Here is a 22,656-nt window from a genome sequence, read left to right on the forward strand (position 1 = left end):
ATGGATGCTTGGCCCCGTTGCCTGGAACGTCTGGAAGCTGAATTTCCAGCCGAGGACGTTCACACCTGGTTGAAACCGCTGCAAGCCGAACAGCGCCATGACAACAGCATGGTCCTGTACGCCCCGAACGCCTTCATCGTCGAACAGGTGCGCGAGCGCTACCTGGCGCGGATCCGCGAGCTGATGACCTATTTCGCCGGCAGCGGCGAGGTGGCATTGCAGGTCGGCTCGCGGCCGCGCGCGCCGGAGCCGGTACTCGCGGCCGCCAGCGATGCGGCGGCCGCGCGCACGCCGCCGCCGGCGCTGCTGGAGCCGTTCGCCGGCAACCTCGACGCGCACTACACCTTCGCCAACTTCGTCGAAGGCCGCAGCAACCAGCTCGGCCTGGCCGCGGCCACGCAGGCGGCGCAGAAACCCGGCGACCGCGCGCACAACCCGCTGCTGCTGTACGGCAGCACCGGCCTGGGCAAGACCCACCTGATGTTCGCCGCCGGCAACGCGATGCGCGAGCAGAACCCCAACGCGCGGGTCATGTGCCTGCGCTCGGAACAGTTCTTCAGCGCGATGATCCGCGCGCTGCAGGACAAGACCATGGACCAGTTCAAGCGCCAGTTCCAGCAGGTGGATGCGCTGTTGATCGACGACATCCAGTTCTTCGCCGGCAAGGACCGCACCCAGGAAGAGTTCTTCCACACCTTCAACGCGCTGTTCGACGGCCGCCAGCAGATCATCCTGACCTGCGACCGCTACCCGCGCGAGGTCGAAGGCCTGGAGCCGCGGCTGAAGTCGCGCCTGGCCTGGGGCCTGTCTGTGGCGATCGACCCGCCCGACTTCGAGACCCGTGCGGCGATCGTGCTGGCCAAGGCGCGCGAGCGCGGCGCCTACATCCCCGACGACGTGGCGTTCCTGATCGCCAAGAAGATGCGCTCCAACGTGCGCGACCTGGAAGGGGCGCTCAACACGCTGGCCGCGCGCGCCAACTTCACCGGCCGCGCGATCACCACCGAGTTCGCCCAGGAGACGCTGCGCGACCTGCTGCGCGCGCAGCAGCAGGCGATCGGCATCCCCAACATCCAGAAGACCGTGGCCGACTACTACGGCCTGCAGATCAAGGACCTGCTGTCCAAGCGCCGCACGCGCTCGCTGGCGCGGCCGCGGCAGGTGGCGATGGCGCTGACCAAGGAGCTGACCGAACACAGCCTGCCGGAGATCGGCGATGCGTTCGCCGGCCGCGACCACACCACCGTGCTGCACGCCTGCCGCCAGATCAAGCACCTGATGGAAACCGACGGCAAGCTGCGCGAGGACTGGGACAAGCTGATCCGCAAGTTGAGCGAGTAGCCCGGCCGGCCGGCGCCCGGCAAGGCGCGGAGGGGAGGCATGGCGTGCCCTCCACGACACCTGCCGACGACGCTTTGATAAAACGGTGCATGACTTCGCGACAAATCCGGTAGAAACTGTGGATAACGTGCAGCGTGGCGGCGCCGGGAAAACTATCCACAGGTTTCCCCACCCCTACAGGGGCAGTAATACCCGGGATTGAGGGGCCGAAAACCCCTTTGATTCCAAAGAGTTAAGCTACCTTTGCACCGAAAATCGCTCTACCATCACCACCAAGCTTTTGATTTATTCCATATCTTTTTAAAGCATAGGGGCACGGAACCACATGCGTTTCACACTGCAGCGCGAAGCCTTCCTCAAGCCATTGGCGCAAGTCGTCAATGTGGTCGAACGCCGCCAGACCTTGCCGGTTCTGGCCAACTTCCTGGTGCAGGTGCACGACGGGCAACTGTCGCTGACCGGTACCGACCTGGAAGTGGAAATGGTGTCGCGCATCGCGGTCGACGATGCGCAGGACGGCGAAACCACGATCCCGGCACGCAAGCTGTTCGAGATCATTCGGGCGCTGCCAGATGGCAGCAAGATCACGGTGACCCAGAACGGCGACAAGATCACCGTGCAGGCCGGGCGCAGCCGCTTCACCCTGGCTACGCTGCCAGCCAACGATTTCCCGTCTGTCGACGAGGTCGAAGCCACCGAGCGGGTGCTGGTGCCGGAAGCGGCGCTGAAGGAACTGATCGAGCGCACCGCGTTCGCGATGGCGCAGCAGGACGTGCGCTACTACCTCAACGGCCTGTTGTTCGACCTGCACGACCAGACGCTGCGCTGCGTGGCCACCGACGGCCACCGCTTGGCGCTGTGCGAGACCGCGCTGGAGAATGCCAGCGGCGCCAAGCGCCAAATTATCGTGCCGCGCAAGGGCGTGACCGAGCTGCAGCGGCTGCTGGAAGGCGGCGATCGCGAGGTTGAACTGGAAGTCGGGCGCAGCCACGTGCGGGTCAAGCGCGACGATGTCACCTTCACCTCGAAGCTGATCGACGGCCGCTTCCCCGATTACGAAGCGGTGATCCCGATCGGCGCCGACCGCGAGGTCAAGCTGGATCGCGAAGCGCTGCGCGCCGCACTGCAGCGTGCCGCGATCCTGTCCAACGAGAAGTACCGCGGCGTGCGCGTGGAAGTCTCGCCGGGCCAGCTGAAGATCAGTGCGCACAATCCCGAGCAGGAAGAAGCGCAGGAAGAGATCGAGGCCGACACCAAGGTCAGCGACCTGGCGATCGGCTTCAACGTGAACTACCTGCTCGACGCGCTGTCGGCGCTGCGCGAGGAGTTCATCGTGATCCAGCTGCGCGATGCCAACTCCTCAGCCCTGGTGCGCGAGGCCAGCAGCGCCCGCTCGCGCCATGTGGTGATGCCGCTGCGCCTCTGACCGGCGTTCGACATCCCGTGTTCCACGTGGAACACACAAGAGAACCCGGCCTCGCGTCGGGTTTTCTTTTGCCCGCGATTCGCCAGGCGCTCTCGCCGCCCTGCATGCTCCCTGTAGGAGCGACTTCAGTCGCGACGGGCCTTACCGGCACCGTTTGATGTCTTCTGCCATGCGGCATAGCGGTCCCGATCGCCGCACAAAGGCGGTCCCAATGGCTGCGCCACCAAACGCTGACGCAGCAGCAAGCGTCCAGCATTCCTCGCCACACGACGTTCGCACCCGCTTTGGGTATGCTGCCGCCCTGCCCTCATGAGCCGACCCGCGTGCGCCCGGTGCGAGCGCCCTCGCCCCGATTCCGCGTATGCACGTCTCCCGTCTCGACCTCCATCACCTGCGCCGCTTCACCGCGCTCGAACTGGCGCCTGCGCCCGGGCTGAACCTGATCACCGGCGACAACGGTGCCGGCAAGACCACGATCCTCGAGGCCATGCACCTGATGGCCTACGGCCGCAGCTTTCGCGGTCGGGTCCGCGACGGCCTGGTCAGCCAGGGCCAGGACGCGCTCGAGGTGTTCGTCGAATGGCATGAGCGCGGCGCGGAGCCGCAACAGCCGCGTCGGCGCCGCGCCGGACTGCGCCATAGCGGCCAGGACTGGCGTGGTCGACTCGATGGCGAGGATGTTCCCTACCTGGGCACGCTGTGCGCCGCGCTGGCGGTGGTCACTTTCGAACCCGGGAGCCACCTGCTGGTCAGCGGCGGCGGCGAACCGCGCCGGCGCTTCGTCGATTGGGGCTTGTTCCACGTGGAACCTGACTTTCTGTCCCTGTGGCGCCGCTATGCGCGGGCGCTGCGCCAGCGCAACGCCCTGCTCAAGAGCGGCGGCGGCGGCGCGGCCCTGGACGCCTGGGACCATGAGCTGGCCGAGGCCGGCGAACCGCTGACCTCGCGCCGCGAGCAGTATCTGGAACGGCTGCTGCAGCGCCTGCTGGCGCTGGGGCCGGAACTGGCGCCAGCGCTGGGCATCCAGCACCTGCAGTTCGCACCGGGCTGGCGCCGCCATGAGGTGCCGCTGGCCGATGCGCTGTTGCTCAACCGCGAGCGCGACCGCCAGTACGGCTATACCTCGGTCGGACCGCACCGTGCCGACTGGAGCCTGGCGTTCGCGACCATCCCCGGCCGCGACGCCCTGTCGCGCGGCCAGGCCAAGCTCACTGCGCTGGCCTGCCTGCTGGCCCAGGCCGAAGACTATGCCGAGCAACGCGGCGAGTGGCCGGTGATCGCCCTGGACGATCTGGCCTCGGAACTGGACCAGCATCACCAGCGGCGCGTGCTGCAACGCCTGCAGGCCGGCCCGGCGCAGGTCTTCGTCACCGCGACCGAGACCCCGCAGGCGCTGGCCGATAGCGCGCTGCCGATTGCCCGGTTCCACGTGGAACATGGGCAGGCCATGGCCCGTTCATGACAGCCGCGGGGGCGGGAGCGCCGGGGCTGCTATAATTCGCCGCAATCCCCTATCCATCGGCGCGACCGGGCTCCTGCCCGCCGTCGTCCGACTCGTGGAGCCTACGGCAAGCGCATGACCGAACAACAGAATCCGCCAACCTCGCCCGCCAACACCACCTACGACTCCAGCAAGATCACCGTGCTGCGTGGGCTGGAAGCGGTCCGCAAGCGTCCCGGCATGTACATCGGCGACGTGCACGACGGTACCGGCCTGCACCACATGGTGTTCGAGGTCGTCGACAACTCGATCGACGAAGCGCTGGCCGGCCACGCCGACAACGTGCTGGTCAAGATCATGCTCGATGGCTCGGTGCAGGTGTCCGACAACGGCCGCGGCATCCCGGTGGATATCCACAAGGAAGAAGGGGTCTCCGCGGCCGAGGTGATCCTCACCGTGCTGCATGCCGGCGGCAAGTTCGACGACAACAGCTATAAGGTGTCCGGCGGCCTGCACGGCGTTGGCGTCTCGGTGGTCAACGCCCTGTCCGAGCACCTGTGGCTGGACGTGTGGCGCGATGGGCACCACTACCAGCAGGAATACAAGCTGGGCGAGCCGCAGTACCCGCTCAAGCAGCTCGAGCCTTCCGACAAGCGCGGTACCACGCTGCGCTTCAAGCCGGCGGTGGAGATCTTCAGCGACGTCGAATTCCACTACGACATCCTGGCGCGGCGCCTGCGCGAGCTGTCCTTCCTCAACTCCGGGGTCAAGATCACCCTGCAGGACGAGCGCGGCGAAGGCCGCCAGGACGTGTTCGAGTACGAAGGCGGCATCCGCAGCTTCGTCGAGCATCTGGCGCAGCTGAAGACGCCGCTGCACCCGAACGTGATTTCGGTGACCGGCGAGCAGAACGGCATCGTCGTGGACGTGGCCCTGCAGTGGACCGACGCCTACCAGGAAACGATGTTCTGCTTCACCAACAACATCCCACAGAAGGACGGCGGCACCCATCTGGCCGGCTTCCGCGCCGCGCTGACCCGCACCCTGACCAATTACATCGAACAGAACGGCATCGCCAAGCAGGCCAAGATCACCCTGTCCGGCGACGACATGCGCGAAGGCATGATCGCGGTGCTGTCGGTGAAGGTGCCGGACCCGAGCTTCTCCTCGCAGACCAAGGAGAAATTGGTCAGTTCCGAGGTCAAGCCGGCCGTTGAGAACACGTTCGGCGCCCGTTTGCAGGAATTCCTGCAGGAAAACCCCAACGAGGCCAAGGCCATCGCCGGCAAGATCGTCGATGCCGCGCGCGCCCGCGAGGCCGCGCGCAAGGCGCGCGACCTGACCCGGCGCAAGGGCGCGCTGGACATCGCCGGCCTGCCCGGCAAGCTGGCCGACTGCCAGGAAAAGGATCCGGCGCTGTCGGAACTGTTCATCGTCGAGGGCGACTCGGCCGGCGGCTCGGCCAAGCAGGGCCGCAACCGCAAAAACCAGGCGGTGCTGCCGTTGCGCGGCAAGATCCTCAACGTGGAACGCGCGCGCTTCGACCGCATGCTGGCCTCCGACCAGGTCGGCACGCTGATCACCGCGCTGGGCACCGGCATCGGCCGCGACGAGTACAACCCGGACAAGCTGCGCTACCACCGCATCATCATCATGACCGACGCCGACGTGGACGGTGCGCACATCCGCACCCTACTGCTGACGTTCTTCTACCGGCAGATGCCGGAGCTGATCGAGCGCGGCTACATCTACATCGGCCTGCCGCCGCTGTACCGGCTCAAGCAGGGCAAGCAGGAGCTGTACCTGAAGGACGACAACGCGCTCAACGCCTACCTGGCCAACAGCGCGGTCGAAGGGGCGGCGCTGATCCCGGCCACCGACGAGCCGCCGATCACCGGCAGCGCGCTGGAGAAGCTGCTGCTGCTGTTCGCCAGCGCCAACGACGCGGTGGCGCGCAACGCGCACCGCTACGATCCGGCGCTGCTGACCGCGCTGATCGACCTGCCGCCGCTGGACGTGGCGCAGCTGGAGGCCGAAGGCGACCAGCACCCGAGCCTGACCGCGCTGCAGGCCGTGCTCAACCGCGGCAGCCTGGGCACCGCCCGCTACCAGCTGCGCTTCGAGCCGGCCACCGAACAGCGTCCGGCGACGCTGATCGCGGTGCGCCGCCACATGGGCGAAGAACTGACCCAGGTGCTGCCGATGGCGGTGTTCGAGAGCGGCGAACTGCGCCCGCTGCGCGAAGTCGCGCTGGCGTTGAACGGGCTGGTCCGCGCAGGCGCGCAGATCGCGCGCGGCAACAAGACCCAGTCGATCAGCAGCTTCGCCCAGGCGCATGCCTGGTTGTTCGACGAGGCCAAGAAGGGCCGGCAGATCCAGCGCTTCAAGGGCCTGGGCGAAATGAACGCCGAGCAGCTGTGGGAAACCACGGTGAACCCGGACACGCGCCGCCTGTTGCAGGTGCGTATCGAGGACGCGGTGGCCGCCGACCAGATCTTCAGCACCTTGATGGGCGACGTGGTTGAGCCGCGTCGCGATTTCATCGAGGAAAACGCGCTGAAGGTCGCCAACCTCGACATCTGACGCGGCATCGCCGCCCCCGGCGCGCGCCGGGGGCCGGCAGCGTTGCGCTCCCCCTAGCCTGCTCTCGCCCAGGATCGCGATGACCTCGCTGCCGTCGCACATGCCCGCCCCGCCCCGCCTGCCCCATGCCGCGCCGCCACCGTCCGGCGCGGGCAAGCCGGTGCTCGGGTTCGTCCTCGATCTGCTGCTGGCCGCGGTCGTGCTGCTGGCGGTCAGCGTGCTGTCCGGCCTGGTCTGGGGCGTGGTGCGCGGTTTCCAGATCAGCCTGGAGCTGCGTGCGCAAGGCATTCCCGCCGATCGGCTGGCCACGGCCGTCGCCTCCCGGCTCGGCCAGCCCGGGGCGCTGGCGCAGCTGCTGATCGCCCTGGTCAGCACCCTGTCCGCGGCCTTGCTGCTGTACTTCCTGCGCCGCCCGGCCAGCGCGGCCGAGCGCCGCGCCTCCTGGCAGGCCGCGCGCGTGCCGGCCACCTGGGGCTGGGTGTTGCTGGTGGCGGGGGCGGTGTTCGTGGGCAGCACCGTGCTGTCCAACCTCGGCGCGCAGCTGGGGATCAAGCCGGTGCCGACCAACCTGCCGCTGATGCGCGAGGCGATGGCGCAGATGCCGCTGTTCCTGGTCGTGTTCGCGGTGCTGATCGCCCCGGCCTACGAGGAACTGCTGTTCCGCCGGGTGCTATTCGGGCGCCTGTGGGATGCCGGCCGGCCGCGGCTGGGCATGGCGCTCAGCGGCTTGGCGTTCGCGCTGGTGCACGAATTGCCCGGCACCACCGGCAACGGCGTGGCCGAGACCCTGCAGCTGTGGCTGGTCTACGGCAGCATGGGCGCGGCGTTCGCATGGCTGTACAAACGCACCGGCACGCTGTGGGCGCCGATTGCCGCACACGGCCTGAACAATGCCGTCGCCGTCGCCGCGCTGTACTGGTTTGGCACAACTTGAAGATTTGTTTGACGAAATGTTAAGACAAGTGCCACCACACTGAGACGTGTGTCATAGGGGACCGGTATGAAGAGTGTTGTACTGGGGGCATCGATCGCGGTGTTGCTGGCAGCGTGCGCGACCACCACATCGCCGACCGGGCGCACCCAGGTCGTGGGCGGCGTGTCGCAGCAGGACCTGGACCAGCTCGGGCTGAAGGCGTTCGCCGAAGCCAAGGCCACGCAGCCGATCGACGCCGATCCGAAGCGCAACGCCTACGTGCGCTGCGTGGTCGATGCGCTGGTCGCGCAGTTGCCGGCGCAATGGCGCGGCACGGCGTGGGAAACCGCGCTGTTCGACGACAAGGAACCCAACGCGTTCGCGCTGCCCGGCGGCAAGGTCGGCGTCAACAGCGGCATCTTCAGCGTGGCCAAGAACCAGGATCAGCTGGCGGCGGTACTCGGCCACGAGATCGGCCACGTGATCTCGCGCCACCACGAGGAACGCATCACCCGCCAGATGGGCACCCAGACCGGGCTCAGCGTGCTCGGCGCGCTGGCCGGCGCGCGCTACGGCAGCGCCGCCGCCGATACGGTCGGCCAGGTTGGCGGCATGACCGCGCAGGCCGCGTTCCTGCTGCCGGGGTCGCGCACCCAGGAGAGCGAGGCCGACGTGGTCGGCCAGCGGCTGATGGCGCAGGCCGGTTTCGACCCGGCGCAGGCGGTGGATCTGTGGAAGAACATGATGGCCGCCGGCGGCCAGCGCCCACCGCAATGGCTGTCCACCCACCCCGATCCCAGCGCCCGCATCGGCGAACTGCAACGCGATGTCGCTACGCTTGAGCCCGTGTATACGCAGGCACGCAGTGCCGGACGGACGCCGAAGTGCGGTTGAGCGCATTGGCGACGTCGCGCATGGGCGTGCGCTGTGCATGGCAATGCGTCCTAAAAACGTTTTCACCGCGTATAGGTTTCTGTTAGTTTTGCTGGCTCGGCCCAGGATGGCCGCTCCGTCTTCCGTGCCGCTCAGGGCGGTTCCACCGAGGTGATCCATGAAATTCAGTATTCGCAAGCAAGCGTTGTTGTCCCTGCTGATCACTGCTGCCCTCGGCGGCGCGGTGGTGGCCGACGCTGTCGCGCAGTCCGACCGTTCCGAGCAGCGCTCCTCGCGCAAGTCCAAGAACGAAAAAGCCGCGGTGATGTTCCCCAACGCCACCCGCCAGGAGCCGACCGGCAAGCCGTCGGCCAAGCTCGGCAGCAAGCTGCAGAAGCTGATCGACACCTACAACAAAGGCGAGGACTACGCTGGCGTGCGCAGCCAGGCCGACGAGATCCTGGCCAATAGCGCGGCCAACGAATACGACAAGTCGATCGCCGCGCAGCTCGCCGCGCAGGCCGCCTACAACCTGGACGACAGCAAGGCGGCCAAGCAATACCTGCAGCAGGCGATCCAGTTCAACGGCCTGGACAACAACGGCCACTTCCAGTCGATGCTGATGCTGGCGCAGCTGCAGCTGCAGCTGCAGGACGACGAGACGGCCCCGGGTCTGGCGACGCTGGACAAGTTTCTCGCCGAATCCAAGTCGACCCGTCCGGAAGACCTGATCCTCAAGGGCCAGGCGCTGTACCAGACCGAGCGCTACCAGGAGGCGATCCCGGTGCTGAAGCAGGCCATCGCCGCCTCGCCCGAGCCCAAGGACAGCTGGAACCAGCTGCTGATGGCGTCCTACGCCGCCGCCGGCCAGACCGGCGAAGCGGTCAAGGCCGCCGAAGCGCTGGCGGCGAAGACGCCGAACGACAAGAAGGCCCAGCTCAACCTGGCCAGCATGTACATGCTGGCCGACCAGATGGACAAGGCCGCCGCGGTGATGGACAAGCTGCGCGCAGCCGGGCAGTTGACCGACGAGAAGGAGTACAAGCAGCTGTACTCGATCTACGCCAACACCGACAAGAAGGAAAAGGACGTCATCGCGGTCATTACCGAAGGCCTGCAGAAGGGCATCCTCAAGCCCGATTATCAGACCTATCTGGCGCTGGCGCAGTCCTACTACTACACCGACCAGGTGCCGCTGGCGATCGAGAACTGGCAGAAGGCCGCGCCGTTGTCCAAGGACGGCGAAACCTATCTGAACCTGGCCAAGGTGCTGCACCAGGAAGGCCGCATCCCGGAAGCCAAGCAGGCCGCGAAGCAGGCGCTGGCCAAGGGCGTCAAGAAACCGGAAGACGCCAAAAAAATTATCAACCTGAAGTAAAACGCAAAAAAAGCCCCCGAAAACCAGTGCTAAAAGTAGTGCAGGTCGCAGGGATTGGTATAAGCTTGGAGGTTCCTGCGGTGTCAAGCCGCCAGAACTGGGATTCAGATTCTTCACGAATCCCGGCCCCCCTAAATCGAGTCATTGGCGCATGACGGAACAATTGGTCATCAATCGGCATTACGACAGAGATGAAGCTTCCGGCCTCAGCTGGCCGCGCATCATCGGTATTGCCTTCGTAATCGCGCTGCATCTGGCAGCGCTGATGTTGTTGCTGATTCCAGCCGTTGCGCCGAAGGCCGCAGCGGAGAAGGAACGCAACATCGTCGTCACCCTGGTCGACGCCCCGCCGCCGCCGCCACCCCCGCCGCCGCCGCCGCCGAAGCCGCCGGAGACGCCGCCGCCGCCGGTCAAGAACCTGGCGCCGCCGAAGCCGACCCCGTTGCCGCCGCCGCCGCAAGCGCCGGTGATCGATGTGCCGACGCCGCGCGACACGGACATCGCCACGCCGCCGTCGCCGCCTGCGCCGCCTGCGGCCGCGACCGACATCGGCGCCAGCGTCGATATTTCGTCGAAGAACATGAACCCGCCGAAGTACCCGCCGTCCGCATTCCGGTCGGGCGCGGAAGGCGAGGTGATCCTGATCATCGACGTCGATGCAAACGGTAACGTCACCAACGTCGCCGTCGAGAAATCCAGCCGCAATCGCGATCTGGACCGCGCCGCCATGGAAGCAGCGCGCAAGTGGCGGTTCAATTCCGCTGTCGTCAATGGACAGAAGACCGCCGGCCGCGTCCGCGTACCGGTCAACTTCGCGCTGAACTGATACAAAGGCAGCAGGTCGGCGCACCCGCCGGTCTGCACGCCCTGTCTACTCTTTGCACCACCCTCATCACCACACACAACAAAGGTAAGCGTCATGCTGCAGGAAATTTTCATCGCCGCTGCTGCGGGGGGCAACAACGCATCGAACGCCCTGTCGCAGATGGGCTTCGAGCACCTGATCACCGAGATGACCTCCAAGCCGGGTGACTTCGCCGTCTCCTGGGTGGTGCTCATCACCCTTATCATCATGTCGGCGTCGTCCTGGTACTGGACCGTCATCAACATCTTCCGCGCCACCCGTCTGAAGGGCCAGGCCGACCGCGTCACCAGCCTGTTCTGGGATACGCCGAACGCGCAGGACGCCATCCGTGCGATGGAAGAGCAGCCGGCCAGCGAGCCGTTCTCGAAGATCGCGCTCGACGCCGCACAGGCCGCTGCGCACCACCAGCGTGCCGAAGCCGGCGCCGGCAATGGCCTGGGCGAAACCCTGAGCCGTTCGGAGTTCGTCGACCGCGCCCTGCGTCAGGCCGTGACCCGTGAAAGCACCAAGCTGCAGTCGGGCATGACCCTGCTGGCCACCGTCGGTGCGACCGCGCCGTTCGTCGGTCTGCTGGGTACGGTGTGGGGCATCTACGGCGCGCTGATCAAGATCGGTGCCACTGGCTCCGCCTCGATCGACGCCGTTGCAGGCCCGGTGGGTGAAGCGCTGATCATGACCGCGATCGGTCTGTTCGTCGCGATCCCGGCCGTGTTCGCGTTCAACTTCTTCAGCAAGGTCAACAGCTCGACGATCGCCAAGTTCGATACGTTCGCCCACGACCTGCATGACTTCTTCGCCACTGGTTCGCGCGTTCGCTGATCCGCGGTCGAGTCGTCCACGCAACGATTAACGGAGCCCGTTATGGCTTTCAGTAGTGGTAACAGCGGCGGCCCCATGGCCGACATCAACGTCACGCCCCTCGTGGACGTGATGTTGGTGCTGCTGATCATCTTCATCATCACGGCACCGCTGATGTCCCACAAGGTCAAGGTGGAGCTGCCCCAGGCCAACCTGAAGCAGGATCCGGACAAGGACGAAAAACGTTCCAATCCGATCACGCTGTCGGTCAAGGAAGACGGGTCGCTGTACTGGAACGACGAGCCGGTTTCCAAGGAAGCCCTGGAATCGCGCTTCTCCACCGCCGCCCAGCAGACCCCGCAGCCGCCGCTCAACCTGCGTGGCGACCGCACGACCAAGATGCGTACGATCAACGAGATCACCAAGATCGCGCAGGGTCAGGGCATGCTGGACGTCGGTTTCGTTGCGACCAAAGAGAAGGGGAACTGAGCCATGGCATTCAGTTCAGGAGGCGGCCGTGGTCCCATGGCCGACATCAACGTCACGCCGCTGGTCGACGTGATGCTGGTGCTGTTGATCATCTTCATCGTGACCGCGCCGATCATGACGTATCCGATCGACGTGGACCTGCCGCAGCGAGTGATCAACCCGCCGCCGCAGTTGCGCGACCCGCCGCCGCCGATCGATCTGCGTATCGATGCGTCGAACCAGCTCTTCTGGAACAACAGCCCGGTGGCTGTGACGGCGCTTCCGCAAATGATGGAAAACGAAGTACAGCGCGATCCGACCAACCAGCCGGAACTGCGCATCGATGCCAATCCGGATTCCGAGTACGAAGTGATGGCCAAGGTGCTGGCCGCCGCCAAGAATTCGGACATGAAAAAGATCGGCTTCGTGCAGCAATAAGCTCTACCGCAACACCTCAGTCATGACGCGACTGCAAACGCCACCGGCAACGGTGGCGTTTTTTTTTGGCCCGGCGCTGGCCTGCAATCGCCTCCAGGTTCGGTAACGCCCCGCCGGATTTTGTAGGAGCGGCTTCAGCCGCGACACTTTTCCTTCGACTTCCTCGGTCGTGGCCGATCGCGAAAGCGAAAAACCGCTACCGCTAGCGCATGAGCGCCGATGACCGCCTAACGCGAATGCGCGCTACCGCGCAGCATCCAGAATTCTCAGATACGCCTTCACCGTGGCATCCAACCCGGCGTACAGCGCCTCGCCGATCAGCGCGTGCCCGATCGAGACCTCCAGCACCTGCGGTACCGCGGCCAGGAACGCGCCGAGGTTGGCCTGGGCCAGGTCGTGGCCGGCATTGACGCCGAGTCCGGCGGCCTGCGCGCGGCGCGCAGCCGCGGCGAAGACGGCGGCCGCGGCGGCGTCGCCGCGGTCGAACGCTGCGGCATATGGCCCGGTGTACAGCTCGACGCGGTCTGCGCCGACGTCGGCGGCGCGTGCCAGATCCGGATTGCCGGCATCCACGAACAGGCTGACCCGGCAGCCCAGTGCCTTCAGTTCGGCGATCAACGGGCGCAGGCGTTCGCTGTCGCGGCCGAAGTCGAAGCCATGGTCGGAGGTCAGCTGGCCGTCGCCGTCCGGGACCAGGGTGGCCTGCGCCGGGCGCACCTGCGCGCACAGCGCGATCAGCCCAGGATAGCCGGGCCGCGGTGGCGCGAACGGATTGCCCTCGATGTTGAATTCCACGCCGCGCGCGCCGGTCAGCTCGGCCAGCGCCAGCACGTCCTCGGCATGGATGTGGCGCCGGTCCGGGCGCGGGTGCACGGTGATGCCGTGCGCGCCGGCCTGCAGGCAGGCGTTCGCCGCCTCGAGCACGCTCGGCAACTCGCCGCCACGGGAATTGCGCAGCACCGCGATCTTGTTGACGTTGACGCTGAGTCGGGTCATCGGCGGGCGACGCTTACGAGGACAGCGCGTCGTCGCTGGCTGCGGCCGCCGCGGCGCGGCGCGCCTCGGTCTGTTCGCGCAACCGGCGCAGCTCGGCCGGATCGATCATCGGCGCCGCATCGCGCTGGCTGGCGTCGCCGATCTTGGCCACGTACCAGCCGCGCGCCCAGGCCAGCAGGAATCCCAGCGCCGCCAGCAAGGCCAGCACCAGCAACGACATGTGCGGCGTGGAGAACGCCAGGACGAAGGCAGCGAGCGCGAGCAGCAGAAAAAGCCAGTACATGACGATCTCCCCAAGAATGGATGCAGTGTAGCGCCGCGCGGGCGGCCGGTTCCACGACGAACTGCGCCGACGGTCGCCGCGCGGCGGTCCGCGTCGCCACCCGATCGCTGCGTGGCCAGCGCTACAGCAGTGGCGAGGTCAGCCGTGCCATCGCTTCGGGCAGCCGGTGGCGCCACAGCGAGCGCTTGCGGTCGTCGCGCACCTGCACCGCGGCGCCGAGCTCGCGGCCGATCAGCGTGGCCAGCTCCTGCGTCAGCTGGCGGTCGCGGAACATCGCCGAGACCTCGAAGTTGAGGCGGAAACTGCGGTTGTCGAAATTGGCGCTGCCGACGATGCACAGTTCGTCGTCGACGATCAGCGCCTTGCTGTGCAGCATGCGCGGGCCGTACTCGTAGATCTTGATCCCGGACTGCAGCAATTCGTCGAAATACGAGCGCGCGGCCAGCGTCACCAAGCGCGAATCGCTGCGCTTGGGCACCAGCAGGCGCACGTCGAGCCCGCCCAGCGCGGCCGAGGTCAGCGCCATGCGCGCGGCCTCGCCCGGGACGAAATACGGCGTCACCAGCCACACCCGCCGCTGCGCCTCGTAGATCGCCGCCACCTGCATGCGGTGAATGCTCTCCCACGACGAATCCGGGCCGGACACCAGTACCTGCGCCTTGATCGCGCCGTCGTCGCGGCCGGGCATGTCGTGCGGCCAGATCTGCGCCATGTCGAAGGCGTCGCGGCCCTGGCGGCTGGCGTACAGCCAGTCCTCGACGAACACCAGCTGCAGGCTGCGCACCACGTGGCCCTCGCAGCGCACATGCAGGTCGCGGTAGGCGTCGGGGCGCAGCGCCTCGTTCTCCTCGTCGGTGACGTTGATGCCGCCGGTGAAGCCGATGCGCCCGTCGATCACCACGATCTTGCGGTGGGTGCGCAGGTTCACCCAGGGCCGCTTGAACTTGAACGGGCGCAGCAGTTGGGTGGGATGGAACCAGGCCGTCTCGCCGCCGGCGTCCAGCAGCGGCTGCAGGAAGCGCTTGTGCACCTGCGAGGAACCCACCGCGTCCAGCAGCAGGCGCACCTTGACCCCGGCGCGGGCGCGCTCGACCAGCGCGTCGCGGATGCGCGTGCCGCTGCGGTCGGGGTTGAAGATGTAGTACTCCAGGTGCACGTGGTGCTGCGCGGCGGCGATGTCGCGCACGATGGCGTCGTAGGTGGCGGCGCCGTCCACCAGCCATTGCGCGGTGGTGGCCGAACTCGGCGCCAGGCCGGTGGTGGCCTGGGCGATCTTGGCCAGTTCGGTGCAGTCGGCGTCGGGCGGGCAGACGCTGCTGTAGTGCTCCATGCCCGAGCGCGCGCGGCCGCGGCGCAGGCGTTGCCGCTTCACCTTCTGCGGCCCGAGCAGGTAGTAGATGACGAAACCCAGGTACGGCAGCGCGGCCAGCGACAGCACCCAGCTCAGCGTCGCCGCCGGCTCGCGCTTCTGCAGCACGATCCAGCCGCTCAGCCACAGGATGTACAGCAGATAGGCGGCGGTGACATAGGCGCCGAAATGCGGGATGCCGGTCAGCCAGTCCCAGGTGTTTTGCAAGGTTGCGAATACGAACATCGGCGAATTCTACGGGGCCGGCGCGGCTCCTGCGCGTAGCGCTGAAAGATTCAGCGACGCTGCGTCGCCGTCGCAGCGGCCGCGACGGTGGCGGCGTAGCCTGTGCCGATGACCACCACCATCAAGGGACGCGGCGCCGGTAGCCATTTGCCGGGCCGCTTCGAACGCAGCATCAGCCAGGCCGAGGACGACGGCTGGCATCCCGACGACAGCGAGGAATTCGCCGCGCCGGGGCTGCGCACGCAGGTGCGCGAGGAGACCGCGCGCAGCATCATCAGCCGCAACCAGTCGCCGGACGTGGGCTTTTCGCAGTCGGTCAACCCGTATCGCGGTTGCGAGCATGGCTGCAGCTACTGCTTCGCCCGTCCCAGCCACGCCTACCTGAACCTGTCGCCTGGGCTGGACTTCGAGACCCGGCTGTTCGCCAAGACCAATGCGCCGGAGCTGCTGCGCCGCGAACTGGCCAAGCCCGGCTACGTACCCAGCCCGATCGCGCTGGGCATCAACACCGACGCCTACCAGCCGATCGAGCGCAAGCTGCAGCTGACCCGCCAGTTGATCGAAGTGCTGTGGGAAACCCGCCATCCGTTCTCGCTGATCACCAAGAACGCGCTGGTCGAGCGCGACCTGGACCTGCTGGTGCCGCTGGCGCGCGAGAACCTGGTCAGCGTGCATTTCTCGGTGACCTCGCTGGACCCACGGCTGTCGGCGCGGCTGGAGCCGCGCGCCTCGGCGCCGCATGCGCGGCTGCGCGCGATGCGCACGCTGCACGAGGCCGGGGTGCCGGTGGGGGTGATGGTGGCGCCGGTGATCCCGTGGATCAACGACCACGCCCTGGAAGCGGTGCTGGAAGCGGCGCATGCCGCCGGCGCCGACTCGGCCGGCTACGTGCTGCTGCGCCTGCCGCACGAGGTGGCGCCGCTGTTCCGCGACTGGCTGCAGGCGCACCACCCCGACCGCGCCGCGCACGTGATGAGCACGGTGCAGCAGCTGCGCGGCGGCAAGGACTACGACAGCACTTTCGGCAAGCGCATGCGCGGCGAAGGCGTCTATGCCGACCTGCTGGCGCGGCGTTTCGCGCTGGCGCACAAGCGCCTGGGCTATGCCGAACGCACGCGCCCGGCGCTGGACTGCAGCCGCTTCGTCAGGCCCCTGCCGGTGCGTGCGCCATCGCCGCAGGGCGAGTTGTTTTGAGGCCGGGATTGGAAATGACCAGCCATGCGGCTGTGGAAAAGCCGGGATTGGGGATTGGCAAGAGCACGCGACGCTGTTTCCGTTAGCCGGCTTTTACCGATTCCCCATTCCCTACTCACGGCCGTACAACGCCTGCGCCGACTGGAACAGGATCCAGCTGGTGGCGATGAACTTGTCGCCGCCCTGCGGGCGGTTGCCGCGGTGGGTGTGGGTGAACGCGGTCGGCGCGATCAGCAGGCTGCCGGCGCGCGGCGCGATCTTGCGCTGCTGGAACAGGAACTCGGTTTCGCCGTCCTGGAAATCGTCGTTGAGGTACAGCGTCCACAGCAGATGCCGGTGCAGGGTCTCAGCGCCGGGATCGCGCGGGTACAGCTCGCAGTGCCAGTACGGATAGCCGCCCTCGCCCGCGGCGTACCACTGCAGGTTGATCGCGCCCGGGCGCAGGCAGGTGCGGGCCAGGCTGGACAGCGCCGCATCGTCGAGCAGCGCGAAATCGTCGGCGCCGAGCCGGTGCGGCTGGCCATCTGCGCCCGGTACCTGCAGCATCAGCGGCGAGATCAGCGCCTGCGGATACTTGCGCAGATAGCCGAGCAGGCCGGCGAACACCGCCTGCTGCAGCCGCTGTTCCACGTCGCGCCACGGCTCCAGGCCGCTGATGCGCAGGTCGCGGCTATGCTTGAGGTCGGGGAACACGCCGCTGCCGACCTCGCCCGGCTGCAACTGCGCACTGCCGCGCAGGCGGCGCATGATTGCCGCACAATCCTCGCGGGACATGGCGGCGTCGAAGACTTCGATGAAATCGGCAGTGGAATCGGACATCGCGCGACCTTACCAGCGATCCTGCGGCATCGCAGCTGTGCCGGCATTGGCCGGATCCTCGAGGCGGATATCCGCATCCGCCAAACCGTGCCAGACCAGCTCGATCGTGGCGTGCCAGGCAATCGGCCGCGGGCCGCGGCATCGGCGTCCGTCGCCGCGATCCTGCCCGCTACTGCGGCCGGAAGCGCAACAGCACGATGCCGAAGCCGATGAAGAGGGTCCCGACGACGCGGTCGAACAGCCGACGCAGGCCGGGCCGGGACAGGTAGCGGCCGATGCCGTGGCCGCCGATGCCGTAGACCGCGTACCAGAACAGCTCGCATGCGGCGAAGGTGGCCACCAGGATCGCGAATTGCGGCCACTGCGGCTGGCTCTTGTCGACGAACTGCGGCAGGAACGCGGCGGCGAACAGCAGCAGCTTGGGATTGCTCAATCCGATCGCCAGCCCGCCACGGAACAGCTGCAGTGGCGACAGCGACGCCGCCAGGGGCGGTGCGCCTTGCGGGTCCAACGGCGCCTCGCCGCTACGCCAGGCGGCGATTCCCAGCCACAACAGATAACCGACGCCGGCGTAGCGCAGCACTTCGAACACGCGCGGCGACGCATCCAGCACTGCGCCCAGGCCCGCCGCCGAGGCCAGCAGCACCAGCACCACCGCCAGCAGACAACCGGCCATCGCCAGCAGGCTGCGGCGTACGCCGAAACGCACGCTGCGTGTCATCACGTGCAGCATGTTCGGCCCCGGCGTGCCCGACAACACGAACACCGTCAGCAGGAACATCCACCAGACATGCAGGCTCATGGCGCAGCGGCTCGCGGGAAGTGGCAGCGCATCGTAGCAACGGCGCGCTACGCACGCCATGCGGGGAGCGCCGTTGCCCGCCCGCTCGCGTAGCGCCGCACGATTTCCCGGCGATGGATGCCGTTGACAGGCCTGCGCACGGCGACAGCGCAGCGGGAGCTGGCGGCGACGCCAGAAGTGACAGCCCTCGGCATCGCGCCCGCTGAAGTCTGGCTGCGAAGTGATTCTGGCACGAGTGGATCCCTAGGCATCAGCCTGTTGTTTGGCGACCCGCAGCAGGCTGAAGCCCAGTGCGCTACCGGCCAGGAGCGCGCAGACAAGCACACGCCAATCCAAGGCCAGCAGACGTGCTGGTGGCATGCCCAGCCATCGTTTGAGCGCCAGCGCTAACAGCACCGACAGCGCCGCTTGAAGGAACAATGCGGCCCAGGCATCGGCGAACGGCTTGACGGATTGGCGGGCGGAAAGAGCTGCGAATATCCCAGCGCACACGGAGAATGAAACTGCCGCGTCAAGGAGCAAAAACGCAATGCCCGTCGCGGATTCGGGGAAGAAAACCCCCTCGGCCACTCCGAGAGCGAATTGCACGACCAACAGCACACCGGCGTACTTGAACGCCTTGCTCCAGTGCATGCCGCGCATCCCCTCGTTGCCAAGTCCATTGTGCCGAATTGCGAAGTGGCGTTGGCTTGTTCCCGCTAACGCATCCTTTCGTCCAGCGCGCTTGAGCGTTTGCCGGGGATCCCAGTAGCGGGTGTATCCCCGGCAATGTGCAGCGAAGACTCAGCCCTGCGTCTTGTCATGCTCCACGTGATACCGCACCGCCTCGGCCACCTCGTTCTTGGAACCCAGGAACACCGGCACGCGCTGGTGCAGTTGCTCGGGGTGCAGGCCGAGGATGCGCTCGCGGCCGGTGCTGGCGGCGCCGCCGGCCTGTTCGACCAACAGGCCCATCGGGTTGGCTTCGTACATCAGGCGCAGCTTGCCGGCCTTGCCTGGGTCCTTCTTGTCCCACGGGTAGATGAAGATGCCGCCGCGGGTCAGGATGCGGTGCACGTCGGCGACCATGCTGGCGATCCAGCGCATGTTGAAGTTCTTGCCGCGCGCGCCTTCGCTGCCGGCCAGCAGGTCGGCGACGTAGTGCTGCATCGGCGCTTCCCAGTGGCGCTGGTTGGACATGTTGATCGCGAACTCTGCAGTGTCCTCGGGGATGCGCATGTCGGCCTGGGTCAGCAGGAAGCTGCCCTCCTCGCGTTCCAGGGTGAAGGCGTGGGTGCCGTGGCCCAGGGTCAGCACCAGCATCGTGCTGGGGCCGTAGATGCAGTAGCCGGCGGCGACCTGGGCGGTGCCGGGCTGCAGGAAGTGTTCGTCGCCGGGCTTGTCGGTGCCGGGCGGTGCGCGCAGCACCGAGAAGATGGTGCCGACGGAGACGTTGACGTCGATGTTGGAGCTGCCGTCCAGCGGGTCGAACAGCAGCAGGAAATCGCCGCTGGGATACTTGTCCGGCACCGGCTGGCAGTGGTCCATCTCTTCCGATGCGCAGGCGGCCAGATGCCCGCCCCAGGCGTTGGCTTCGAGCAGGATGTCGTTGCTGAGCACGTCCAGTTTCTTCTGCGCCTCGCCCTGCACGTTGCCGGTGCCGGCATCGCCGAGCACGCCGCCCAGGGCGCCCTTGCTGACCGCGATGGAGATGCGCTTGCAGGCGCGGGTCACGATGGTGATGAGCTGGCGCAGCTCCGGGCCGATGCGGCCGGCGTGCTGTTCTTCGATCAGGAAGCGGGTCAGCGAGGTTCGCGACATGGGCGCAGGCAGCCTTTGGTGGGGGAAGGCGCCTATTGTCGCGGCTGTTGCATGAGATTTCGATTAGCGGGCGGGCGATGGCGTGCAGAAGCGCCGCATCGTCAAGGGCGATGGGAGGTTGGTGCGTTCGGTGGGTGCCATGCGTCGGGGCTGAAGCCCCTCCCACAACAGGTCCTGATTAGCGCTGTGTCTCAGCTGTCGTACGCAGTTGCTGCTCTGTGAGCCTTCCCGCGCCGGCCAGGGCACTGGCCAGGCGCGGCACCATGGCGGCCAGGTTGAAGCGGCGATTGAAGCGGTAGGCATGCGCATGCAGGTAGCGCGCGCCGTATTTGGGGAAGTCCACCGCATGGTGGGTGCCGCTAAGCGCCGTTTTGAGATTGCCCAGGATCGTATTGACCCAACGCAGACGAGGCTGCTGGACGCCTTTGCGGCCGCTTCCGGTCACGATGGCATCGTGGGTCAGGCCTGCCCAGCCCACACCGGTGAACGCTGTCAGCCCATCACTGACGACATGGGTGCCCGGTGCCAGTGCCTGCTGAGCCCACGTGTGCACGACGCTTCTTCGGAAGCTGGAGACCACATCCAGGCGGAGATAGCGCGGGCGCCCTTGATGCAGGGAAACCGCTGCAATAAACGGCACTTTATTGCGCCACTGCGGTTGGCCTGGACCACCGGCGCGTTCGCCGCCCAGATAGGCATCATCGATCTGGACCTCTCCGTCGAGCCGGCGTGACTGCTCACGATCGGCCATCGCCGACATCACTTTGTGCTTGATCCGCCATGCAGTGCGATAGCACACGCCCAGTTGCCGAGCCAGTTCCAGCGCAGCAATTCCGTTCTTGGCTTGGCTCACCAGATAGATGGCCAGCCACCACACCCGCAAGGGAAGCTTGGTGTCTGCCATGGGCGTGCCGGCGGTCAAGCTGGTCTGTACCCGGCAGCGCGCGCACTGCCACAGGTGCTGGCGTCCCCGCTCAAAGCCACTGGCATGCGTGTGTCCGCACTGCGGACACACGAAGCCATTGGGCCACCTGGCCTGAACCAAGGCCTCGACACATTGCGCCTCGGAGCCGTAGCGGCTCAGAAAAGCCGGAATCGAAAGCCCCTTTTGGAACTGGATCCGATTGAGCGTCATCGCCGTATCTCACTGAAGAACCTGCATTTCTAAACCAAGGCAGCATCACCAGCTGAGACACAGCGCTAATCAGGACAACAGGTGGGGCGATGGCGCGCATAAAAAAGCCGGAAGCGCAGGCGCTTCCGGCTTCGCGTTGCAGTACCGCGCGCGATCAGCCCTTGTGCACGGTTGCCACGGCCTGGGTCACGTAGTCCAGGTTGGCCTGGCTCAGCGCGGCCACACAGATGCGGCCGGTGCCGACCGCGTAGATGCCGAACTCTTCGCGCAGCCGGTCCACCTGCGGCTTGCTCAGGCCCGAGTAGGAGAACATGCCGGCCTGCTGCTGGATGAAGCCGAACTCCGGCGCACCGAGGGCGGCCAGTTTCTGCACCATGCCGGCGCGCAAGGCGTGGATGCGCTCGCGCATCTCGGTCAGTTCCTGCTCCCACATCGCGCGCAGTTCGGGGCTGTTGAGCACGCCGGCCACCAGCGCGGCGCCGTGCGTGGACGGGCTGGAGTAGATGGTGCGGATGATGCGCTTGACCTGCGATTGCACCGCCTTGCTCTCGGCCGCAGTGGCCGAGACCACCGACAGCGCGCCGACGCGCTCGCCGTACAGCGAGAACGACTTGGAGTACGAGCTGGCGACCACGTAGCTGTCCACGCCGGCTTCGGCCAGCAGGCGCACCGCGTAGGCGTCTTCGTCGATGCCCTTGTCGAAGCCCTGGTAGGCGATGTCGACGAACGGGAACAGGTTGCGTTCCTTCAGCAGCGCGGCGACGGTGCGCCACTGCGCCTGGGTCAGGTCGGCGCCGGTCGGGTTGTGGCAGCAGGCATGCAGCAGCACCACGGTGCCCGGCGCGAGCTTGTTGAGGTCGGCGAGCATGCCGTCGAAGTTCAGGCCGTGCGTGGCCGCATCGAAATAGGTGTAGTCGACCACGTCGAAGCCGGCGGCCGAGAACACCGCGCGGTGGTTCTCCCAGCTCGGGTTGCTGATGGCGATGGTCGAGGTGGACAGCAGCTTCTTCAGCAGGTCCGCGCCCACGCGCAACGCGCCGCTGCCGCCGATGGTCTGCGAGGTGGCGACGCGGCCGGCGGCCAGCAGCGGCGACTCGGCGCCGAACAGCAGGTTCTGCGTGGCCAGGTCGTACGCCGGCAGGCCGTCGATCGGCAGGTAGCCGCGCGGTTTGGCGTCCTGCGCCAGCTGCCGTTCGATCTGCTGGACGGCGCGCAGCAGCGGGATGCGGCCGCTCTCGTCGTAATAGATGCCCACGCCCAGGTTGACCTTGGTCGGGCGGGAATCGGCGTTGTAGGCCTCGGTCAGGCCCAGGATCGGGTCGCCTGGGACCTGTTCCACGTTTGCAAAGAAGGACACGGCGGTACTCGTTTGGTGGCGAAAGGTGGGGGCCGGGAGGGACCGGAGCCGGCGCGGTCAAACGCCCCATCCTAGCAAACGCAGGTCCTTGCGTGGCGGGGCTTTGCGCTACGCGGCGTGCGCCCGGGCGGTGCATGCGCCATGATGCGTGC

Annotated in this window: 21 protein-coding genes; 12 read left to right on the top strand and 9 right to left on the bottom strand. The window is 66.9% G+C overall.

Annotated features, from left to right (window positions below; all coding sequences use genetic code 11):
• The 11 genes from dnaA to KHF85_RS00055 all read left to right on the top strand — a co-directional run bounded on the left by dnaA (position 1) and on the right by KHF85_RS00055 (position 12,524).
• Positions 1-1,341 carry a chromosomal replication initiator protein DnaA gene (gene dnaA / locus KHF85_RS00005; RefSeq protein WP_284568027.1) on the top strand — a complete coding sequence of 447 codons (1,341 nt, stop codon included), beginning with the start codon at positions 1-3 and terminating at the stop codon, positions 1,339-1,341.
• Between the two features lie 325 nt (positions 1,342-1,666).
• Positions 1,667-2,767, top strand: a complete 1,101-nt coding sequence (dnaN, locus tag KHF85_RS00010; RefSeq protein WP_003476768.1) for a DNA polymerase III subunit beta — start codon at positions 1,667-1,669, stop codon at positions 2,765-2,767.
• Between the two features lie 361 nt (positions 2,768-3,128).
• A complete protein-coding gene (gene recF / locus KHF85_RS00015; protein ID WP_284568028.1) occupies positions 3,129-4,229 on the top strand; it encodes a DNA replication/repair protein RecF in 1,101 nt (366 codons plus the stop codon).
• Between the two features lie 114 nt (positions 4,230-4,343).
• A complete protein-coding gene (gene gyrB, locus KHF85_RS00020) occupies positions 4,344-6,791 on the top strand; it encodes a DNA topoisomerase (ATP-hydrolyzing) subunit B (protein WP_284568029.1) in 2,448 nt (815 codons plus the stop codon).
• Positions 6,792-6,870: 79 nt separating this feature from the next.
• A complete protein-coding gene (locus tag KHF85_RS00025; RefSeq protein ID WP_284568030.1) occupies positions 6,871-7,725 on the top strand; it encodes a CPBP family intramembrane glutamic endopeptidase in 855 nt (284 codons plus the stop codon).
• A 66-nt stretch (positions 7,726-7,791) separates the two neighbouring features.
• Positions 7,792-8,598, top strand: a complete 807-nt coding sequence (locus KHF85_RS00030; protein WP_284568031.1) for a M48 family metallopeptidase — start codon at positions 7,792-7,794, stop codon at positions 8,596-8,598.
• Between the two features lie 157 nt (positions 8,599-8,755).
• Entirely contained in the window at positions 8,756-9,955 is a 1,200-nt protein-coding gene (locus KHF85_RS00035; RefSeq protein ID WP_284568032.1) for a tetratricopeptide repeat protein, read from the top strand.
• 151 nt (positions 9,956-10,106) lie between these two features.
• Entirely contained in the window at positions 10,107-10,781 is a 675-nt protein-coding gene (locus KHF85_RS00040) for an energy transducer TonB (protein ID WP_003469994.1), read from the top strand.
• 93 nt (positions 10,782-10,874) lie between these two features.
• A complete protein-coding gene (gene exbB, locus KHF85_RS00045; RefSeq protein WP_003469996.1) occupies positions 10,875-11,639 on the top strand; it encodes a TonB-system energizer ExbB in 765 nt (254 codons plus the stop codon).
• Between the two features lie 42 nt (positions 11,640-11,681).
• Complete coding sequence (locus KHF85_RS00050) at positions 11,682-12,107, top strand: ExbD/TolR family protein (protein WP_003470008.1); 426 nt, start codon at positions 11,682-11,684, stop codon at positions 12,105-12,107.
• A gap of 3 nt (positions 12,108-12,110) precedes the next feature.
• On the top strand, positions 12,111-12,524 hold the full coding sequence (locus KHF85_RS00055) for an ExbD/TolR family protein (protein WP_003470010.1): 414 nt from the start codon (positions 12,111-12,113) through the stop codon (positions 12,522-12,524).
• A gap of 243 nt (positions 12,525-12,767) precedes the next feature.
• Here KHF85_RS00055 and KHF85_RS00060 read toward each other — a convergent pair whose 3' ends face one another.
• The 3 genes from KHF85_RS00060 to cls all read right to left on the bottom strand — a co-directional run bounded on the left by KHF85_RS00060 (position 12,768) and on the right by cls (position 15,397).
• Complete coding sequence (locus KHF85_RS00060) at positions 12,768-13,520, bottom strand: pyridoxine 5'-phosphate synthase (protein ID WP_284568033.1); 753 nt, start codon at positions 13,518-13,520, stop codon at positions 12,768-12,770.
• Positions 13,521-13,533: 13 nt separating this feature from the next.
• The gene (locus KHF85_RS00065; RefSeq protein WP_284568034.1) at positions 13,534-13,803 is read right to left on the bottom strand and encodes a hypothetical protein; all 270 of its coding nucleotides are present in this window, start codon (positions 13,801-13,803) and stop codon (positions 13,534-13,536) included.
• Positions 13,804-13,924: 121 nt separating this feature from the next.
• Positions 13,925-15,397, bottom strand: coding sequence for a cardiolipin synthase (gene cls / locus KHF85_RS00070; protein WP_284568035.1), 1,473 nt, complete (start codon positions 15,395-15,397; stop codon positions 13,925-13,927).
• Positions 15,398-15,505: 108 nt separating this feature from the next.
• Between cls and KHF85_RS00075 the strand changes: the two genes are divergently transcribed.
• Entirely contained in the window at positions 15,506-16,591 is a 1,086-nt protein-coding gene (locus KHF85_RS00075) for a PA0069 family radical SAM protein (protein WP_284568036.1), read from the top strand.
• 111 nt (positions 16,592-16,702) lie between these two features.
• Here the strand turns inward: KHF85_RS00075 and KHF85_RS00080 are convergent, their stop codons facing one another.
• The 6 genes from KHF85_RS00080 to KHF85_RS00105 all read right to left on the bottom strand — a co-directional run bounded on the left by KHF85_RS00080 (position 16,703) and on the right by KHF85_RS00105 (position 22,504).
• On the bottom strand, positions 16,703-17,410 hold the full coding sequence (locus KHF85_RS00080) for a 2OG-Fe(II) oxygenase (protein WP_284568037.1): 708 nt from the start codon (positions 17,408-17,410) through the stop codon (positions 16,703-16,705).
• 169 nt (positions 17,411-17,579) lie between these two features.
• A complete protein-coding gene (locus KHF85_RS00085; RefSeq protein WP_284568038.1) occupies positions 17,580-18,212 on the bottom strand; it encodes a LysE family translocator in 633 nt (210 codons plus the stop codon).
• Positions 18,213-18,455: 243 nt separating this feature from the next.
• Complete coding sequence (locus KHF85_RS00090) at positions 18,456-18,845, bottom strand: hypothetical protein (RefSeq protein ID WP_284568039.1); 390 nt, start codon at positions 18,843-18,845, stop codon at positions 18,456-18,458.
• A 150-nt stretch (positions 18,846-18,995) separates the two neighbouring features.
• Positions 18,996-20,012: a class 1 fructose-bisphosphatase gene (locus KHF85_RS00095; RefSeq protein ID WP_237652694.1), complete on the bottom strand. Its 1,017-nt coding sequence runs from the start codon at positions 20,010-20,012 to the stop codon at positions 18,996-18,998.
• A 178-nt stretch (positions 20,013-20,190) separates the two neighbouring features.
• Positions 20,191-21,147, bottom strand: coding sequence for an IS1595 family transposase (locus tag KHF85_RS00100; RefSeq protein ID WP_284566649.1), 957 nt, complete (start codon positions 21,145-21,147; stop codon positions 20,191-20,193).
• Positions 21,148-21,301: 154 nt separating this feature from the next.
• Entirely contained in the window at positions 21,302-22,504 is a 1,203-nt protein-coding gene (locus KHF85_RS00105) for an amino acid aminotransferase (protein ID WP_284568040.1), read from the bottom strand.
• Positions 22,505-22,656: the final 152 nt, after the last annotated feature.

This window comes from Xanthomonas graminis pv. graminis, from assembly GCF_030168915.1.
Lineage (GTDB): Bacteria > Pseudomonadota > Gammaproteobacteria > Xanthomonadales > Xanthomonadaceae > Xanthomonas_A > Xanthomonas_A translucens.

What these genes read in the sequence shown, in the direction of transcription:
- KHF85_RS00040 (WP_003469994.1), top strand. Translation starts at nt 10,107, where the DNA reads ATGACGGAACAATTGGTCATCAATCGGCATTACGACAGAGATGAAGCT.
- KHF85_RS00035 (WP_284568032.1), top strand. Translation starts at nt 8,756, where the DNA reads ATGAAATTCAGTATTCGCAAGCAAGCGTTGTTGTCCCTGCTGATCACT.
- KHF85_RS00065 (WP_284568034.1), bottom strand. Translation starts at nt 13,803, where the DNA reads ATGTACTGGCTTTTTCTGCTGCTCGCGCTCGCTGCCTTCGTCCTGGCG.
- gyrB (WP_284568029.1), top strand. Translation starts at nt 4,344, where the DNA reads ATGACCGAACAACAGAATCCGCCAACCTCGCCCGCCAACACCACCTAC.
- KHF85_RS00095 (WP_237652694.1), bottom strand. Translation starts at nt 20,012, where the DNA reads ATGTCGCGAACCTCGCTGACCCGCTTCCTGATCGAAGAACAGCACGCC.
- KHF85_RS00025 (WP_284568030.1), top strand. Translation starts at nt 6,871, where the DNA reads ATGACCTCGCTGCCGTCGCACATGCCCGCCCCGCCCCGCCTGCCCCAT.
- KHF85_RS00030 (WP_284568031.1), top strand. Translation starts at nt 7,792, where the DNA reads ATGAAGAGTGTTGTACTGGGGGCATCGATCGCGGTGTTGCTGGCAGCG.
- dnaA (WP_284568027.1), top strand. Translation starts at nt 1, where the DNA reads ATGGATGCTTGGCCCCGTTGCCTGGAACGTCTGGAAGCTGAATTTCCA.
- recF (WP_284568028.1), top strand. Translation starts at nt 3,129, where the DNA reads ATGCACGTCTCCCGTCTCGACCTCCATCACCTGCGCCGCTTCACCGCG.
- cls (WP_284568035.1), bottom strand. Translation starts at nt 15,397, where the DNA reads ATGTTCGTATTCGCAACCTTGCAAAACACCTGGGACTGGCTGACCGGC.
- KHF85_RS00075 (WP_284568036.1), top strand. Translation starts at nt 15,506, where the DNA reads ATGACCACCACCATCAAGGGACGCGGCGCCGGTAGCCATTTGCCGGGC.
- dnaN (WP_003476768.1), top strand. Translation starts at nt 1,667, where the DNA reads ATGCGTTTCACACTGCAGCGCGAAGCCTTCCTCAAGCCATTGGCGCAA.
- KHF85_RS00055 (WP_003470010.1), top strand. Translation starts at nt 12,111, where the DNA reads ATGGCATTCAGTTCAGGAGGCGGCCGTGGTCCCATGGCCGACATCAAC.
- KHF85_RS00050 (WP_003470008.1), top strand. Translation starts at nt 11,682, where the DNA reads ATGGCTTTCAGTAGTGGTAACAGCGGCGGCCCCATGGCCGACATCAAC.
- KHF85_RS00090 (WP_284568039.1), bottom strand. Translation starts at nt 18,845, where the DNA reads ATGCACTGGAGCAAGGCGTTCAAGTACGCCGGTGTGCTGTTGGTCGTG.
- KHF85_RS00100 (WP_284566649.1), bottom strand. Translation starts at nt 21,147, where the DNA reads ATGACGCTCAATCGGATCCAGTTCCAAAAGGGGCTTTCGATTCCGGCT.
- KHF85_RS00080 (WP_284568037.1), bottom strand. Translation starts at nt 17,410, where the DNA reads ATGTCCGATTCCACTGCCGATTTCATCGAAGTCTTCGACGCCGCCATG.
- KHF85_RS00060 (WP_284568033.1), bottom strand. Translation starts at nt 13,520, where the DNA reads ATGACCCGACTCAGCGTCAACGTCAACAAGATCGCGGTGCTGCGCAAT.
- exbB (WP_003469996.1), top strand. Translation starts at nt 10,875, where the DNA reads ATGCTGCAGGAAATTTTCATCGCCGCTGCTGCGGGGGGCAACAACGCA.
- KHF85_RS00085 (WP_284568038.1), bottom strand. Translation starts at nt 18,212, where the DNA reads ATGAGCCTGCATGTCTGGTGGATGTTCCTGCTGACGGTGTTCGTGTTG.